This is a genomic window from Alkalithermobacter paradoxus, from assembly GCA_002029295.1.
GTDB classification, from domain to species: domain Bacteria; phylum Bacillota; class Clostridia; order Peptostreptococcales; family Peptostreptococcaceae; genus Alkalithermobacter; species Alkalithermobacter paradoxus.
In genome coordinates this window covers 19,118-36,712 of sequence record MZGW01000005.1, presented here as the reverse complement: position 1 = coordinate 36,712, position 17,595 = coordinate 19,118, and the positions used below count along the sequence as shown (strand labels likewise).

At 28.9% G+C, this 17,595-nt stretch carries 15 protein-coding genes, 1 pseudogene and 1 riboswitch; of the genes and pseudogenes, 13 read left to right on the top strand and 3 right to left on the bottom strand.

Annotation, left to right across the window (positions count from 1 at the left end):
* Positions 1–2 precede the first annotated feature (2 nt).
* Together CLOTH_RS07220 and CLOTH_RS07215 are read left to right on the top strand one after the other, a co-directional pair.
* Complete coding sequence (locus CLOTH_RS07220; protein ID WP_331722053.1) at positions 3–1,004, top strand: FecCD family ABC transporter permease; 1,002 nt, start codon at positions 3–5, stop codon at positions 1,002–1,004.
* Positions 1,001–1,750 (top strand): ABC transporter ATP-binding protein, encoded by a 750-nt coding sequence (locus CLOTH_RS07215; RefSeq protein WP_158080484.1) that lies wholly within the window; start codon positions 1,001–1,003, stop codon positions 1,748–1,750. The genes CLOTH_RS07220 and CLOTH_RS07215 overlap by 4 nt, the downstream gene beginning before the upstream one ends.
* 20 nt (positions 1,751–1,770) lie before the next feature.
* Here the strand turns inward: CLOTH_RS07215 and CLOTH_RS07210 are convergent, their stop codons facing one another.
* A complete protein-coding gene (locus CLOTH_RS07210) occupies positions 1,771–2,010 on the bottom strand; it encodes a hypothetical protein (protein WP_331722052.1) in 240 nt (79 codons plus the stop codon).
* 140 nt (positions 2,011–2,150) lie between these two features.
* Here CLOTH_RS07210 and CLOTH_RS07205 point away from each other — a divergent pair, with 140 nt between their 5' ends.
* The 9 genes from CLOTH_RS07205 (at position 2,151) to CLOTH_RS07165 (ending at position 12,396) form a co-directional block, all read left to right on the top strand.
* Positions 2,151–3,062, top strand: a complete 912-nt coding sequence (locus CLOTH_RS07205; RefSeq protein WP_079412600.1) for a M15 family metallopeptidase — start codon at positions 2,151–2,153, stop codon at positions 3,060–3,062.
* Between the two features lie 67 nt (positions 3,063–3,129).
* Positions 3,130–4,071, top strand: a complete 942-nt coding sequence (locus CLOTH_RS07200; RefSeq protein ID WP_079412598.1) for an AAA family ATPase — start codon at positions 3,130–3,132, stop codon at positions 4,069–4,071.
* Between the two features lie 10 nt (positions 4,072–4,081).
* Positions 4,082–5,158, top strand: a complete 1,077-nt coding sequence (locus CLOTH_RS07195) for a DUF58 domain-containing protein (RefSeq protein ID WP_079412596.1) — start codon at positions 4,082–4,084, stop codon at positions 5,156–5,158.
* Positions 5,151–6,446 carry a hypothetical protein gene (locus CLOTH_RS07190; protein ID WP_079412594.1) on the top strand — a complete coding sequence of 432 codons (1,296 nt, stop codon included), beginning with the start codon at positions 5,151–5,153 and terminating at the stop codon, positions 6,444–6,446. The genes CLOTH_RS07195 and CLOTH_RS07190 overlap by 8 nt, the downstream gene beginning before the upstream one ends.
* 57 nt (positions 6,447–6,503) lie before the next feature.
* A riboswitch (cobalamin riboswitch) is annotated at positions 6,504–6,678 on the top strand.
* Positions 6,679–6,776: 98 nt separating this feature from the next.
* On the top strand, positions 6,777–7,697 hold the full coding sequence (locus CLOTH_RS07185) for an ABC transporter substrate-binding protein (protein ID WP_079412592.1): 921 nt from the start codon (positions 6,777–6,779) through the stop codon (positions 7,695–7,697).
* Positions 7,698–7,747: 50 nt separating this feature from the next.
* Positions 7,748–8,800, top strand: coding sequence for a FecCD family ABC transporter permease (locus tag CLOTH_RS07180; RefSeq protein WP_079412589.1), 1,053 nt, complete (start codon positions 7,748–7,750; stop codon positions 8,798–8,800).
* The gene (locus CLOTH_RS07175) at positions 8,801–9,592 is read left to right on the top strand and encodes an ABC transporter ATP-binding protein (protein ID WP_079412587.1); all 792 of its coding nucleotides are present in this window, start codon (positions 8,801–8,803) and stop codon (positions 9,590–9,592) included.
* Between the two features lie 182 nt (positions 9,593–9,774).
* Positions 9,775–10,599 (top strand): DegV family protein, encoded by an 825-nt coding sequence (locus tag CLOTH_RS07170; RefSeq protein WP_079412574.1) that lies wholly within the window; start codon positions 9,775–9,777, stop codon positions 10,597–10,599.
* A 156-nt stretch (positions 10,600–10,755) separates the two neighbouring features.
* Entirely contained in the window at positions 10,756–12,396 is a 1,641-nt protein-coding gene (locus tag CLOTH_RS07165) for a flavin monoamine oxidase family protein (protein ID WP_079412572.1), read from the top strand.
* Here the strand turns inward: CLOTH_RS07165 and CLOTH_RS07160 are convergent.
* Both CLOTH_RS07160 and CLOTH_RS07155 read right to left on the bottom strand, forming a co-directional pair.
* Entirely contained in the window at positions 12,388–13,692 is a 1,305-nt protein-coding gene (locus CLOTH_RS07160) for a Na+/H+ antiporter NhaC family protein (RefSeq protein ID WP_331722056.1), read from the bottom strand. The two genes, CLOTH_RS07165 and CLOTH_RS07160, sit on opposite strands and share 9 nt — an antisense overlap.
* Before the next feature lie 58 nt (positions 13,693–13,750).
* Positions 13,751–14,617 carry a tRNA 2-thiocytidine biosynthesis TtcA family protein gene (locus CLOTH_RS07155; RefSeq protein ID WP_079412568.1) on the bottom strand — a complete coding sequence of 289 codons (867 nt, stop codon included), beginning with the start codon at positions 14,615–14,617 and terminating at the stop codon, positions 13,751–13,753.
* 152 nt (positions 14,618–14,769) lie between these two features.
* Here CLOTH_RS07155 and CLOTH_RS07150 point away from each other — a divergent pair.
* Together CLOTH_RS07150 and CLOTH_RS07140 are read left to right on the top strand one after the other, a co-directional pair.
* A pseudogene (locus CLOTH_RS07150) lies at positions 14,770–15,725 on the top strand (YbgA family protein).
* A 137-nt stretch (positions 15,726–15,862) separates the two neighbouring features.
* Complete coding sequence (locus tag CLOTH_RS07140) at positions 15,863–17,521, top strand: bifunctional diguanylate cyclase/phosphodiesterase (RefSeq protein ID WP_079412562.1); 1,659 nt, start codon at positions 15,863–15,865, stop codon at positions 17,519–17,521.
* The last annotated feature ends 74 nt before the right edge of the window (positions 17,522–17,595 follow it).

Sequence of the window (17,595 nt, the reverse complement as noted above, 5' to 3'; positions counted from 1 at the left end):
AATTGAAATTTTCTAGATTTAAGTATTTATTGTTGATTATATCTCCGATTCCAATAATACTAATAGCTCTTATGCTAGGGGCGTACTCTTTGACATTTAATCAAATAACTCATTTATTTTGGTCTAAAATAACTAATAATATAGCAGATACTCAAATACAGGGGCATATAATTTTGTTTCAAGTTAGACTACCTAGAATTTTACTGGCATTTTTATCAGGAATGGCATTTTCAACTTCTGGAGCAGCTTTTCAGGCTATATTCCATAATCCATTAGTCGATTCTTATGTACTTGGATTAGGATCAGGAGCAGCCTTTGGGGCTGCTTTAGCTCTTATTTATCTTCCAATATCATCACAAATAGCAGCCTTTATATTCGGACTTATAGCAGTTGGATCTGCCTACTTTATAGCATATAAAGATAATGAAGTATCTCATATATCTCTTATATTATCAGGAATAATGATTTCAGCTCTTTTTACATCTATGTTATCAGTCCTTCAGATTTTTGCAGATCCACTTAAATTACAAAGTATAGTATATTGGATGATGGGAAGTCTTCATACAGCTACCTGGGATAAAATATATTCATCTTTGCCTTTTATGATTATTGGGATAACTATATTATTAAACAAAAGATGGAAGCTAAATATACTATCACTTGGAGATAAAGAATGTAAAAGTCTCGGACTAAATCCACAAAAAGAAAAGTTAATAGTTATAATCGGAGCTACAATGCTCGCATCTTCAGCAGTATCTGTAAGTGGTATAATAGGACTAGTTGGACTTATGATACCTCATATAGTAAGAATGATAATTGGGCCTGATAATAGATTTCTTATTCCGTCAGTTATATCATTTGGAGGAGCATTTTTAGTATTAGTAGATACAATATCTAGAAATATAGCATCATATGAAATACCTGTAGGAATATTTACTACCCTTATAGGGGTACCATTTTTTATATATCTTTTAAGAAAAACAAAGCTAGGTGGATGGCAATGATTACTTTCAAAGATGTAAAATTATCTTACGGAAAAAAGGAGATACTAAAAGACCTAAATTTTTGTATTGAAAGAGGAAAAATAACGTCTATTTTAGGACCGAATGGATGTGGAAAAACAACATTACTATCGTCTTTACAAGGAAATGTAGATATAAAAGGACAAATACTGATAAATGGAGTAGATATAAGAAAGTACAAAATAAGAGAATTAGCAAAAATTATAGCTTTCGTTCCACAGATATACAGTTTATCTTTTCCATACACTGTTAAAGATATAGTTGTAGGAGGAAGAACAGCTCATATAAACAATATCCCAAGCAAAGAAGATTATAAAATTTCAAAAAAATATATCGAATTAGTTGGAATTTCTCATTTAGAGGATATTCCTTATACTCAGATAAGTGGAGGACAAAGACAATTAGTATTTATAGCAAGAGCATTATGTCAAGAGACAGATATAATAGTATTAGATGAACCTACATCTTATTTAGATATAAAAAATCAAATAATAGTTATGAAAATCATAAAGAATTTGCAAAAGACACTAAATAAGACGTGCATAATGACTTTGCATGATCCAAATTTAGCACTATCCTATTCTGATGAAACTTTAATGTTTATAAATGGCTCGGTATCTAAAGGATTATCAAAAGATATAATAAATCAATCAAACATAAAAAGTTCATACGGAATAAACTCTAGAAAAATATATCTAGAAGAAAATGAATTTTTATACTTTAAGTAAAGCCATAGAATTTCTATGGCTTATAATATTTTTCTGATTTTATCTACATCAAAGTCTTTGATAATTGTGTTTTTATGTGAATCTACATAAATAAGTCTAACATTATCGCTTTTAGCTTTCAAAATTCTTCCCTTGATTTTGCTTCCTATAACATTCACTGGAGCATTTTGATTTAATTTTTTAACATTATTACAACTGCAGTATGTACATTCACTAGAGTTATTAAATACCCTTTTACAATCCATACAATAGTAAAGCATCTTTAAAATCCCCCATTTCATAAATTTATTAATAAATGTATATTCTTTCATATAATTAAAATTCCAATATTTTTAAAATATATAATCTTATTTGGGTGGCAAAACTAAAACAAATCATGAATAAGTAAAGGAGAGAAAATATGAAAAAAATCAGTATTTTTATAATTTGCTTATTTTTATTTACAGGGTGTTTTGCCAGAGAAACTATGAATAATATTATAGATAATGAAAAGTACACTACTATCATGAAACAAGATATTTTTTCAGTAATGATGGCATATCCAGAGTATGTAACAGATATAGAAGTAAAGGACGGTAATGTATATCTAGTTATGAAATCCGGAAACAAGATAATATATGATGATAAAAGACAAAAAGGAGAGTCAGAAAAGCTGAATAACCCAGACATTCAAGATATGATGGAGGAGATTTATCCGCTTTCTGATATAAAGCAGTTGCTACCTCAAAATGTTAATCCAGGAAGAATAAGAGTATATCCTTTATTAAAGGAAGTATATGGAGCTTCTAAAGCTGAAATAGAATCAAATATTGTAAATGCAAAAGCAGGATATAAAGCGTATCCATTCAATAGCAAAAATAAAGCTGCACAATCACTAGAATCTGCTATGAAAGAAGCCTCTTTGCTTGCACAAAATGTTCAGAATGTAAGAGCCTGTCTATATCCTATAAGTGGAACATTCAATTATAGATATATAGCAGGAACTAATAGATTAAGTCCTCACTCATTTGGAATAGCTATAGATCTTGCAAGAGATAATAGGGATTATTGGAAATGGGCTACTAGAGAACAAGGACAAAGTAGGCTAGATACGTATTCAAGAGAAATAGTTAGGATATTTGAGAAAAACAACTTTATATGGGGAGGAAAATGGGGATATTTTGATATACTTCACTTTGAATATAGACCAGAACTTATAATAAAGTCTAAATACTTCAATAATGTAAATCATGATAAAAATTGGTATAGTAATGTCCCTATTAATGATGAAACAAAAAAATATATAGATTTAATTGAAAGTAAGATAAATTAAAAAATATACCAATTTTCTGAAATTTAATATTATAATAAAATTGTATATCATTTAAGGGGGAGTATTTATGAAAAGTAGCAAAGAAATAATAGATTCTATAAAAAGTAGCATAAATGAAGTAATAGTAGGAAAAGAAGAAATAATTGACCTATTATTAGTTTCTTTAATAAATGGAGGACATGTTCTTCTTGAGGATGTTCCTGGAGTTGGAAAAACAAGCTTAGCAAAAGCACTATCCAACTCAATAGATTGTACTTTTAAGAGAATACAGTTCACTCCTGATCTTTTGCCAACTGATCTGACGGGTATAAATTTCTATAATCAGAAAATATCCGACTTTGAATTTAGAAAAGGACCTGTATTTACTAATATATTATTAGCAGATGAACTTAATAGAGCAACACCAAGGACTCAATCAAGTCTTTTAGAATGTATGGAAGAAAAGCAAGTTACTGTTGATGGACATACATATAATCTTGATAAGCTATTTATGGTTATAGCAACCCAAAATCCAATAGAAACGCATGGAACATTTCCTTTACCAGAAGCACAGCTGGACAGATTTTTTATGAAAATAAGAATGGGATATCCACAAAAAAATGAAGAATTTAAGATTTTAGAACTATCTAGAAATAAATCAAATAAGAATACAAACCCTATATGTACTAAAGATGAAATAATAAAAATGCAATCTGAATACGAAGATGTATTTTTAAGTGATGATGTAAGTAATTATATTTTAGATATAGTAAACTCTACAAGAAACAATGAATATATAGATTTAGGAGTAAGTCCTAGAGGAAGCATATCTTTGTATAAGGGTGCTAAAGCATACGCATATATAAATGGGCGAACGTATGTAACTCCTGATGATATCATATATTTATCTCCATACGTTCTTTCTCATAGAATATCTCTAAAGTCATCAGTAAGGTATAAGGGACTAGATTCATTTTCTTTGATACAAGAAATAGTTAGTAAAATACAAATACCCTTAGAAAGAATTTAAGGTGATAACAATGATTGAAATATGGTTTGTTATAGCTATATTCGTATTTGTATATCTACAAAAACACCTCTACTCGAAATATATATTCAAAAATGTACATATAGATAGGAAATTTAAAGAATATGCCGTATTTGCGGGAGAATGTGTTACGTATGAATTTAGCATAAAAAATAATAAGATTCTTCCTATTACATATATCAAAAGCGAAGAAAAACTGTTTGAGAATATAGAGTTTGAAAATATATTTTCCATCATGCCTTTTGAAAATGTAAAAAGAAAATATACTATACAATCTGTTAAAAGGGGTTACTACGAATTATCACAAGGAGTAAAATTAACATCTAGTGATTTATTTGGATCTGAAGAATATACAAGTACGATAAATTCACATGGTAAATTAACTGTATACCCTAAAATAATAGATATAAAAAATAAAATAGCTTCTCTTAATACACTTCAAGGGGATAGTGTAGTTAAAAGATGGATAATAGATGATCCTATGATGATATCTGGAATAAGAGATTATACTAATACTGACTCTCTAAAAAGGATAAATTGGAAAGCAACAGCTAAAACTCAAGAGTTAAAAGTTAATACGTATGAATACACATGTGACAAGAAAATAATGCTTATATATAATTTAGACATTCACGAGTACTTAATAACTGATGAAGATATAAAAAATATTGAAAGTGGAATAGAATTAGCAGCATCAATATGTGTAGATCTAATAAATGAAGGAATACCAGTTGGATTTACTACTAATGCACTTTGCAAAGGCAATGAAGAATACACATTTGTAGAGCCAAGTGCAAGTCAAAATCAAATTTCACAGATACTTACACAATGTGCAAAGATAAGCGAATATAAGAAATACCCTTTGAATGATATATTAGAAAGAGTTAAACAAAGTGGGAATGTTATGTATGAAATATTAATAGTAACGAATAAAGTAAGCGAAGGTATGTTAAATAATATTTTACAATTTGATAATCTACAATTCTCTATTATATCTGTAGGTAAAGAAGAAATTGAATACATACCTAATAATGTTAAATTATTTTGGTACAGGGGTGAGGATGAATAAATTGAAATCAGATAAATTTACTAGAGCTTTGTCTATTATTAATCAAACCTTAATCTATTACATAATATTTATATTTATAAATGTATTTTTAAATATGAATTTAGAGCGTGTAGGTATAATATATTTTTTTATTGTGGCATTTGTAAGTATATGGACATTAAAAATTAACAATAAAAATAAATATATAAATCCTCTGATAGGACTTATGTTAAGTGCATTTATTAGTTTCTTCTTTGTAGAAGCAAGTTTAACTCAAAGAACAGTTTTATCCTTTATACTTTATATACTTTGGTTTTTATCTGTTAAAAGCTTTTATACTGAGATAGATCATATATACTCAATTACAAAATTAAATGCCCACACAGTGGCTTTGATAATTATAAATATTTTTATAAATATGTTTGGAAAAGGCAATGTATATAACTTAAATTATATAAGTATGTTATATATAGTATCTGGGCTGATTTTATTAAGTATACTTAAACATAGAAAATATAAAACAAATAAAAATAATCAAATTATAGATGCATTATTTGTATCTACAGTTATAATCCTTTCATTTTATAGTAGATCAGCTCTAAGTCAAGGGCTTAAATCAATATACAATCTATTTGTAGGTATATTTAGGATTATTTTAGGATATCTTAAATATTTATTTATGGATGCAATAATATACATCTCTGAGAAGATATTTTTCTTTCTAGAATTTAGAGCAGATATACAGAGAAGTGAACCACAGGAGATATATAATAGTGAAAATATAATAATTTATGAAAAGTCACAAATGGGGACGCTAATATTAAACATCATAATTATCGTAGTTTTGATAATATTAGCTTTAGTAATTTTTTATTATATAATGAAATTTATTCAGAATATATACAAAGATGAAGAAGTAGAGTTTGTAGAAAGTAGGGAGCTTTGTTTTGATATTGAAAATATAAAAGAAAAGGTTAATTCAAACATAAACTCTGTAAAAGATAACTTAAAACATAAATTAAATAAAATATTTATACCTATTACTGCAAGTACTAAAGAAAAATCTAGATATGAATACTCTAAGATAATAAAAATACTATCTAAGAAAGAGTTATTAAAGGATAATTACACTACTAAAAAGATAGAAGAAACACTTAATATGTTAGTTCCAGATAATATGAATGATATAAAATGGATTACAAACTTGTACGAAGAAATAAGGTACGGAACAAAAAATCCAGATAATGATGAATATGAAAAATTGAAAGAAAAAACAAAGATTATACTCAAAAATTTAACGAATATTTAAAAATATATGGTAAAAAAATAAAAGTCTGATATAATAAAAATTGACAACATTCAAAAATTTAATAGTATAGCATGTGGTGCCCTAAAGGGTTAAAAGGGAAAGTGGTTAGAATCCACTACAGCCCCCGCTACTGTAAATGGGAATGAAATCCAATAAAGCCATTGGGAAACCGAGAAGGCTGGAGAGTAAGATGATCCATAAGTCAGGAAACCTGCCATATGTATATTAACTTTAAATCTTCGGAGGGAGGATGAGAAAATATAAAGGAACATTACATTTTCACACTCTCGGTGTGATTTTTTTTATGCACAAATGATAGGAGGAGAAAGAATGAAAAAAATTATAAGTAGCATATTATCGATATTAATAATATTTGCGTTAGTGGGATGTTCTCAAGTAGAAGATAAAAATGAAAATAAAGAAGAATCATCTTCAAAATATCCAATGACAATAGTAGATTCATATGAAAGAGAAGTTATATTAGAATCAGAGCCCAATACTATAATATCTATAGCACCAAGCATAACAGAAACTATATTTGCACTTGAAGCACAAGATAAGTTGATAGGAAGAACAGATTTTTGTGATTATCCAGAGAATGTAAGTAATATAGAATCTATAGGAAGCCTTACAGAGCCAAACATAGAAAAAATAGTAGAACTAAATCCAGATTTAGTTATAGCATCTACTCACTTTAAGAAAGAGGTTTTAGAAAAGCTTGAAGAAGCTGATATTAAAGTTTTAGTTTTATATGGACCAGAGAGTTTTGAAGGAGTATATGAAGTTATAACAAAATTAGGAACTGTTTTAAATAAAGAAGATAAAGCAAATGAAGTAATAAATTCAATGAAAGAAACTGTTGATTATGTAGTAAATAAAGTTAAAGATAAGGAAAAACCAAGAGTATATTATGTAGTAGGATTTGGAGAATACGGAGATTATACAGCTGGCAAAGGAACGTTTATAAGCCAGATAATAGAAATGGCTGGTGGAGAAAATGTTGCAAATGACGTTGAAGGATGGCAATATAGTATAGAGAGGCTTTTAGAACATGATCCAGATATGTTAATATGTTCAGAGCATTTTGATACTAAAAAAGGAATACAAGAAGCTAACGGATACAAAGAGCTTACAGCAGTTAAAGAAGATAGATTATTTGAAATAGACAATAATTTACTTGATAGACAAGGACCAAGACTTGCAGATGGACTTTATAAACTAGCTAAAATTATTCACCCAGACTTATTTTAAATAAGAGGAATCCTTAAGGATTCCTTTTTTCAGAGAAAAGAGGAAATTATATGGCTTACATACAGAAAAAAAAATACTACAAAATATTATTCACTATATGCCTAGCAATACTTTTATTTTTAATAATAGCATCTAGCACACTAGGGGTAGCAGATATATCTTTAAAGCAGGCTATTTCTATACTGGGAAGTAGATTACCTATAATAGAGAACTTTATTTCTCTAGAAAATATAAGAAGTAATCATGTAACAATAATATTTAATATAAGGCTACCTAGAATAATATTATCATCACTAGTAGGTATAGGACTTTCTGTATCAGGAGCTGCATTTCAAGGAATGTTCAAAAACCCTATGGCAGACCCATATGTACTTGGGATATCGTCAGGAGCTGCACTAGGTGCAACAATTGCTATAGTACTAGGGATACAATCTTCATTATTAGGACTTAGCGGCGTAACTATTATGGCATTTGTAGGGGCTATTACAGCAGGATTTATAGTTTATAACATAGCCAGAGTAGGAAATAAAGTACCTGTAGTTACATTACTTCTTGCTGGTGTAACCTTGAGCTTTTTGCTTTCATCTATAATATCTATAATAATGATATTTAATAGACAGCAAGTAGATAAAATAGTATTTTGGATAATGGGAAGTATATCGGCAGCTAGTTGGAATCATGTTATAACTGTGTTTCCATTTGTAACAATAGGATCATTTATTATAGCGTTCTTTGCTAGAGATTTGAATATATTCCTTATGGGTGATGAAAGTGCTAGAAGCTTAGGAGTTGAAGTTGAGAAATTAAAAAAGACGTTACTTTTTTTAACATCAATAATAGTAGCAGCAACAGTGTCTGTTAGTGGCGTAATAGGATTTGTTGGACTTATAATACCTCATACAATAAGATTATTATTAGGTCCAGACCATAGAGTGTTAATACCTTTTAGTGCATTAGGTGGAGCAATATTTATGATAATATCTGACACACTAGCAAGAACATTAATACCACCTACAGAAATACCTGTAGGAGCAATAACATCTTTATTTGGAGCACCATACTTTATATATCTTCTCATAAAAAGTAAAAAGCAGGTGATATAAATGCTTACAAAAATAAAAGTAAATAACCTGAATTGGAGTTTCGGAAATGAAAAAATATTAGACAACATAGATATACAAATAGAAAAAGGAAAATTCTATAGTATAATAGGGCCTAATGGATCGGGAAAGACAACACTATTTAGAAATATATCAAAGGCTTTAGAAGTTCCAAGAAATTCGATATTTATAGAAAATAAAGATATATCAAAGCTAAGCAGCAAAGATATATCTAAAAGAATATCTTGCGTTCCTCAAAATACAATAGTTGAATTTGATTTTTCTGTTATGGATGTAGTATTAATGGGAAGAACTCCGTACCTTAGGAGATTTCAAGATGAAACAAATGGAGATATACAAATAGCTAAGAAAGCTATGGAAATGACTAATACATGGCATCTTAAAGATAAAAAGATAAATCAAATAAGTGGTGGAGAAAGGCAAAGGGCTATAATAGCAAGAGCTATAGCTCAAAGTACGGATATAATACTTTTAGATGAACCAATTTCTAATCTTGATATACACAATCAAGTAGAAATACTAGATACAATAAAGAGATTAAATAAAGAAAATGATTTAACAGTTGTAGCAATACTTCACGATCTTAATCTTGCTAGTGCTTATAGTGATGAAATATTATTACTCAACAAAGGAAAGATAGTATCAAAAGGAACTCCAGAAAAAGTATTAACTGAGGAGAATATAAAGAGCGTATATAACATGAAAGTTAGTATGATAAAAAATCCATCAACTGGAAAACCGTATATAATACCTATATTTAATCAATTTACCTAAGCTATAGAAATCTAGATTTCTATAGCTTTTTTAGAATACTTTACCTTAATTGAAATATACTTAAATATTAGTAGCAATAATTCTTCGACATTTTAAAAGGTATTTTTATGAAACACGACAAAAATCTTGTAAGAGATGAAGCGTTCTGTTACTATGAGATTATATAGGAAGGAGGTCTTAGTATGGCCATTAAAATAATAACTGATAGTACAGCTTATATACCAAAAGAGTACGCTAAAGAGCATGATATAGATGTAGTTCAACTTACGGTATCGTTTAATAATGAAGTTATGGAAGAAGGATATCCAGGGGAGTTTGAAGATTTCTTTAAAAAACTCAAAGAGTCAACTGAATTTCCAAAGACATCTCAACCTTCAACAGGAGCTTTTGTTAATGCTTTTGAAAAAGCTATAAAAGAAGGAAAAGAAATAATAACTATAGTAGTATCGGAAAAAGCAAGTGGAACTTATAATAATGCAATACTTGCTGCTGGTATGGTTGATAAAGACAAGATATCTGTAATAGATTCTCAAACTTCAGGTCCAAATCTTAGAATATTAGTAGAAAGAGCAAAAGAGCTATCAAATTTAGGAAAATGTAGAAAAGATATAGTAGATATAATAAATAAAGAAAAAAAGAATATGAGCGTTCAAATGACGTTCGAAACCTTAGAATATCTCAAAAAAGGTGGAAGATTATCTCCGTCTAAAGTAGTAATAGGTTCTATATTGAATATAAAACCTATTATAGGAGTAGAAAATGGATATATACTCCCAATAGGAAAAGCAAGAGGAAAGAAAAAAGCTATAGAATTTATGATAAATAATATACCTGATAATGTAAAGAAGATAAGTGTGTGTCACATACTTAGCTTTGAAGAAGCATTTAGAATAAAAGAAGTACTAAAAGAAAAATTTTCAAACGCAGTGATAAACATAGATGAAGTAGGGCCAGTTCTAGGGGCGCAATTTGGACCTAAAGGAATAGGTATATGTTGTAGCTGGTAAAAATTTAATAAGTGATTTCACAAATACACTTTTTCATGCGTATACTAAAAAAAGTGTATTTTTTTTCATGTTACCGTGAGGGGTGGTAGTTATGAAAAGAAAAAACATGAAAGCATTATATATTATTTGAAGATAATATTGAGGAGTTGGAAAATAATGAGACAATATTTACAACCATTAAATCCAACAAAAGATGAGAGGCATAAATTACTCAGAAACTCACTTAAAGAAGTGGATAGATTAGAAGATTATGAGAATATCATAAAATTATTAGGAGTGCCTGAAGACATTACAAGTATAGCAAAAGAAGGTGAGTTTAAGGATATAAAAATAGGAATAATAGGGGCAGGTCTTGCTGGCCTTTCCTCTGCGTTTGAGCTTAGAAAATTAGGATGTGATATAACTATATTTGATCCAATAGAAGATAGAGTAGGGGGAAGGGTATATACTCACTATTTTGATAAAGATAAAAAATACTATGGAGAATTAGGCCCTATGCGTATTCCTATAAGTCATGATGTTACATGGCATTATATAAATTTATTTAATCTTAATACACGCCCGTTTATACAATACAATGAAAATGCATATATATATGTAAGAGATACTAGAGTAAAAAATGACCCTAAAGGTAAAAATGTAATGGAAAAAATATATCCTCAATTTAATCTTAGAGAGTGGGAAAGAAATACTCCTTGGATGGAGCTTGCAGAGCATGGTCTTGTAAAGCCATTATATAGCATATATCCTCAAAACAGAAAAGATATATTGAGGATAAGAGAAAAATACAATCCTCAAATTTTATATTGGGATAAATTAAATATACGTCAAGTCCTTGAATTATCGGGACTAAGTCAAGAAGCAATAGATCTTTTAGGAAGACTTATGCCTTTGGCAGGATCATTTTATTATATTAATTATATGGAAGTTCTAGAAGAGGAATATCCACTATACTTTAGCTACCTTTATGAGATAATAGGAGGTTTTTCACATCTTCCTAATGCTTTTTATAAATCTTTAAGTTCTCAAAATCCAAAGGAATATGATAACTCTATTAAAAATATAGGAAAAGTAAAATTCAAACTCGGCAATTATGTAAGCGGAATTTATAGATCAAATAAACACAATAAAGTTATATTAAAGTTCAAAGACAAAACATCATCAGAGTTTCAAGAAGAATTTGATTATGTAGTATGTGCTATTCCATTTTCTGCACTCAGAGCTGTAGAGATATATCCTTCATTTACTAATAGAAAAATGCAGGCTATAAGAGAGCTTAATTACTCAAACTCCCAAAAGACACTATTTCTTTGTAATAGAAGGTTTTGGGAAGAAGACGGCATAAAAGGAGGAGGGTCATATACTGATTTACCTATAGCATCTATATGGTATCCTTCAGACTTTAATAAAGATCGTGGAGTTTTATTAGCTTCATACAATTTCAATTTAGAGTCAACAAGATTAGGAAGTTTAGAGGATAATATACGATTTGAAGAAATAAAAAGGCAAGTTGAAAAAGTTAATGGAAAAAGACGAGGATATTTAGATGATATAGTTGAAGATTACAAGACTATACAGTGGGATACAGAACCTTGGTTCAGAGGTGCATTTTGTAGATTTACACCTGAGCAAAAAAGAATATTCTCTTATAGCGCAGCATCTTCTGAGTACAATGACAGAGTATTTTTTGCAGGAGAACATATATCTCCTAATCACGGCTGGATGCAAGGGGCATTAAGTACTGGTATGAAAGCTGCCAATGATATAGCAAAGAATATAAAAAAAGGATTAAGCTAGCTTAATCCTTTTTTGAGTTTCAGTAAATTTAAGATATACTATATTTACTATAGGAATTAGATATAAATAAAATGCATACGGTATGAATTCAAAGCTACTAACCATAAGAGTAGTAGTAGGAACTAAACCAGCTATATTCCAAGGAATTAGGGGAGCTATTACAACACCACTATTTTCTATATCTACTGACAATTCATACTTATCACTATAGGCTTTCTTTACAAGTTGATTTGTTAGAATTATTGCAATAGCTTGATTACATCCAAAGCCTGCAGTTAATATGCTAGTTATTACAGTAAAGATAAACATATTAGCTCTAGACTTAGTTTTCATTAATATATCTTCTACATTTTTTAGAATACCTGTTTTTTCAAATATACCTGCCATACACGAAGATACAAATACAACTAGCATAACTTTCCACATAGAAAGAACTCCCCCACCTTTTATAATATCTCTAAGTGGAGTATCAATATCAATTTTGTATCCAAACACAATATACCTTAAAACACTACCAAAATCGTAACCTTGAACAAATATAGCTATAATAGAAGCCGTTAATATACTTATAAGCATAGATAGCTTAACATCTACTTTAAATAAAGACAGCAAAAGTATTATAGTAGCAGGAAGCAAAGTTATAAAGCTTATATTAAATACACTAAGTATATCACTACTTGTATTATTATTTGATAAATCAAGGGGCATTCTGATAGAAATTATAGAATACAAAATAACAGATATAAAAAATGGAATACTAGCTGTTCTAAACATATTCTTTATATTTGTATAAAGATTTGTATCTGTTATATGAGCAACTAAATTAGCACTTGATGACATAGGAGAACATCTATCTCCAAAGTATGAACCTGCCATTATAGCACCAGCCACAATATTTACATTTATATTTCCACTTCTAGCCATAATCATAAGAGAAATACCTACTGTACTTACAGTTCCAAATGAAGTTCCAAGAAGAAAAGATACAAGGCAGCTTATTAAGAAAGAATACAAAATGAATAAATTAGGATTCAAAAGCTTTATTCCATAATATACAACAGAAGGAACAGTTCCTGATGCCATCCATATAGAAGTTATAGCCCCTATCAAAACAAATATTCTTACAACAATCAAAGCCTTCTTTCCACCGCTATACGACATAGTAACTATTTCCTTAATGGAAAAACCTCTCCTATACGACATAAAAGCGAAAATAAGAAAAACTAAAATCAGAGGATATCCTATAAAAATTCCTCTATATATACTAAAAATTAATGAAAGAAATGAAATAACCATTGAAATAATAAGATCCACGCAAATTCCCCCTTAAAAAAACCTTGGCTTACACCAAGGCTTAATCTTCATCGTAAAAATCTAAATAAGAATACTTCTGTCCATCTTTTTCCCAACCCAAAATCGCATCCATATTTACATTCTGAGATGCCTTAAATATAGATTTATCAACTTCGCTGAAGTTTTTCTTTAAATCTTTTATCATTTGTTTTATTTCATGACGCTTACTTCCAGTCTTTTTAGCAGCAACCATACAAGCACAGTTAAGAGGCCAAATACCACTGTTTTGCGTGAAACGCTCAATATCTTGTTCGCGAACATAATAAAGAGGTCTTATAAGCTCAAGTCCATCAAAGTTTGAAGACTTTAGCTTTGGTAGCATAGTTTTGAAACTTCCAGCATAAAGCATATTAAGCATAGTAGTTTCTATAACATCATTGAAGTGATGACCTAAAGCTAATTTGTTGCAGCCTAGCTCCTGAGCCTTAGAGTATAACGCACCTCTACGCATTTTGGCACACATATAACAAGGATAATCACTAGCTATATTATCTATTATTTCGAATATACCTGAATCAAAAAGGTGAATAGGTATATTTAAATGATTACAGTTATCTATCAGCAATTCTTTTATATTTGGATGATAGCCAGGATCCATAGCCAAAAATTCAAGCTCAAAGTTTATTTGACCATGTCTTTTTAATTCCTGAAATAGCTTGGCCATAACAAGACTGTCTTTTCCACCAGATATACCAAGTGCTATTTTATCCCCGTTTTTTACTAATTCAAAATCCTTTATTGCCTTAACAAATCTTGACCATAATTCTTTTCTATAACGTTTAATTAGACTCTTTTCTATTTCTTTAAGTGGTTTTCTTTCATTAAAAGGAATTAGTATATCGCAACCACTTCCAGCAATATTACTCATGCTTATCACCTCACTTCTCAAAGAAATATTATAGCACTTTTTGAATGATTTGTCTTTGGAAAGTGTATGCAGGTAATATGTTTTAAATCTTGGGGAACTATAAATATTGAATAACAAATTAAAAAATGAAATAAAAAAGGATTGATGAAATAATGATAAATAACAAACCAAATGTAGTTGTAAGTAAATGCCTAGGCTTTGATAACTGCAGATATAATGGCCAAAAGATACAAGATAACTTCATAAATAAGTTAAGTAACCATGTAAACTTTATTCCTGTATGCCCAGAGGTTGAGATAGGACTATCAACACCTAGAAGTCCTATAAGAATAGTCAAATCTAAAGAAAACGTAAGACTAATACAACCATCAACTAATATAGACTTAACAGAAAAAATGAATGGATTTTCACAGAATTATATTAATGAGATAAGTGAAGCAGATGGGTTCATATTCAAAAGCAAATCACCTTCTTGTGGAATAAAAGATGTAAAGATATACAGTGAAGAATCATCACTAGCATCAAAGGGAATAGGTATGTTTGCAAGCCAGGTTATAAATAAATACCCTCACCTTCCACTAGAAGATGAAGGAAGACTAAAAAACTTTAGCATAAGAGAAAATTTTCTAACAAAGTTATTTGGACTATCGAATTTTAAGAATATATATAAATCCAAATCCTTAGAAAGTCTTATAGAATATCATAGAAATAATCATCTTTTATTTTTATCTATAGATCAATCAAGATTTAGCGATCTAGATAAAATAATTTACTCAAGAGATATACCTAAGGATAAAATTTTTGATAAGTACAAGAATACACTATATAAACTCTTTGAAAGAAGTAGGACTAAAGCATCAAATATAAACACGCTCAAGTATAGTATAGAATATATACTCAAAGATATTACATCTAAAGAAAGAAGTTTTTTTATTCTGTTATAGAAAGTTATAAAAATAATGAAGTACCACTTAGCGTACCATTATACATACTAAAAGGCTACATGCTTTCATATAACAGGGATTTAGAAGCTAGTCAAACATTTTTTAATCCATATCCGAAGGAACTTATAAGTATGTCAGACTCAGGAAAAAAGAGAACTTTCTAAAAGGAAAGTTCTCTTTTGTAAATTCTGCGTTAATATAAATAATTTGGTAGAAATATTAGTGGTTTATATATATAATAATTGATGCTAAAATATATTTATAGAATTAAAAATTGACGGAAAATTGAGGAGGAGGGTTGATGAGAGAATTCATATTAAGAAATACATTAATATCAACTCTAGTAAGCAAAAGTAATAATTCAAAAGATAAAATTAAAGTTATTGTAGGAGTATTTATATTACTGCTTGTGAATTCATTGGTTATTTATTACACAAGGGAAAAATCTCAAGTATATGTGTATTTAATGTATTTTCCAATAATGATATCAGCTCTTAAATTTGGACATCTAGGTGGAATAATAACTTCTGTAGTAGCATCAATAATAATTAATTTAGTTATTCCTTTAGATATAAATATCAAGACCTCTGAAATTATTATAAAAATATCGTTTATTTTATTCGGAGGAATAATAGGTTTATATTCAAGCGTGGTTAATAATTACATAGACAAGCTAAGAAATGTATCGTACAAAGATGACATAACAGGTCTTTTAAACTTCAATTCTATGTCCGATAAAATAAAAGAACTAAGCCATAAAAAAAAGCACTTTACAGTTATGTCTGTAACGCTACATAATCATACTTCAGTCGCACTAACGTTTGGCTTTGAAAAAAGCAATGAATTCATAAATCAAGCTGCAATTGTTATGAAAAGAAATACACCAGAAAATGTTCATGTATATAGATTTTATTCAAATAGATTTTATATGCTGTGTGAAACTGTAGATGAAGAAATTATAATATCTATAATAAACACATTAATATGTAATCTAAAAGCTGCAATTGTAATAGAGGATATACCTATATCATTTCATCCTCATATAGGAATTGCATATCATTTAGATGATGAAGATGCCCTTGATATATCAAGAAAAGCTACTATAGCATCTGAAAAGGCCATGGAAAAGGGAAAAGACTATATTATATATAGTAATAACCAAGACACATTCCATAAGGAAAATTTCAAGATATTATGGGACTTTCAGAAAGCTCTAGAAAGAAAAGAGTTACAAATACATTATCAACCAAAGATTAATCTCAAAACATCAGAATGCGAAGGATTTGAAGCTTTGACGAGATGGAAACATCCAGAAAAAGGATATATATCTCCTATGGTATTTATACCTCTAATTGAAAACACAACACTAATACAAGACCTAACAAAATTTGTAATAGAAGAAGCATTTAAAAAATTATCTATATGGAAATGTGAAGGTATAGATAAAAGTATAGCTGTAAATATATCTTCAAACAATATGGAAGATGACTCAATAATTTTACATATAGAAAACCTTCTTAAAAAATATGATATAGATATAGATAATTTTCAGATAGAAATAACAGAAAGTGCTGTAATAAAAGATTTTGATACTGCTCTTAGTTTCTTGAACAATGTAAGAAGCAAAGGTATAAAGGTAGCTATAGATGACTTTGGAACAGGATATTCATCACTGAATTATCTTAATTTACTTCCTGTAGACTATATAAAAGTAGATCATAAATTTGCAAAAGAATCTTTGAGAAATGTAAAGAAGACAAAAATAATAGAACATATAATTACTCTTTCTCATGATCTTGATATGAAGGTTGTAGTTGAAGGAGTAGAAAATGAAGATATATTAGCAAATATGTATAAGATGGAGGCTGACTTTGCTCAAGGATATTACTTTAGTAGACCTATGCCAGAAGAAGAAATGAATGAATGGTTAAATTCACAAAAGAATAGCTTAGCAACTTAAAAGCTTTGGGAAAAATCCCAAAGCTTTTTGTTTTAGTTTAAATAAATATGTCAATACTGCTAATTGAACTAATT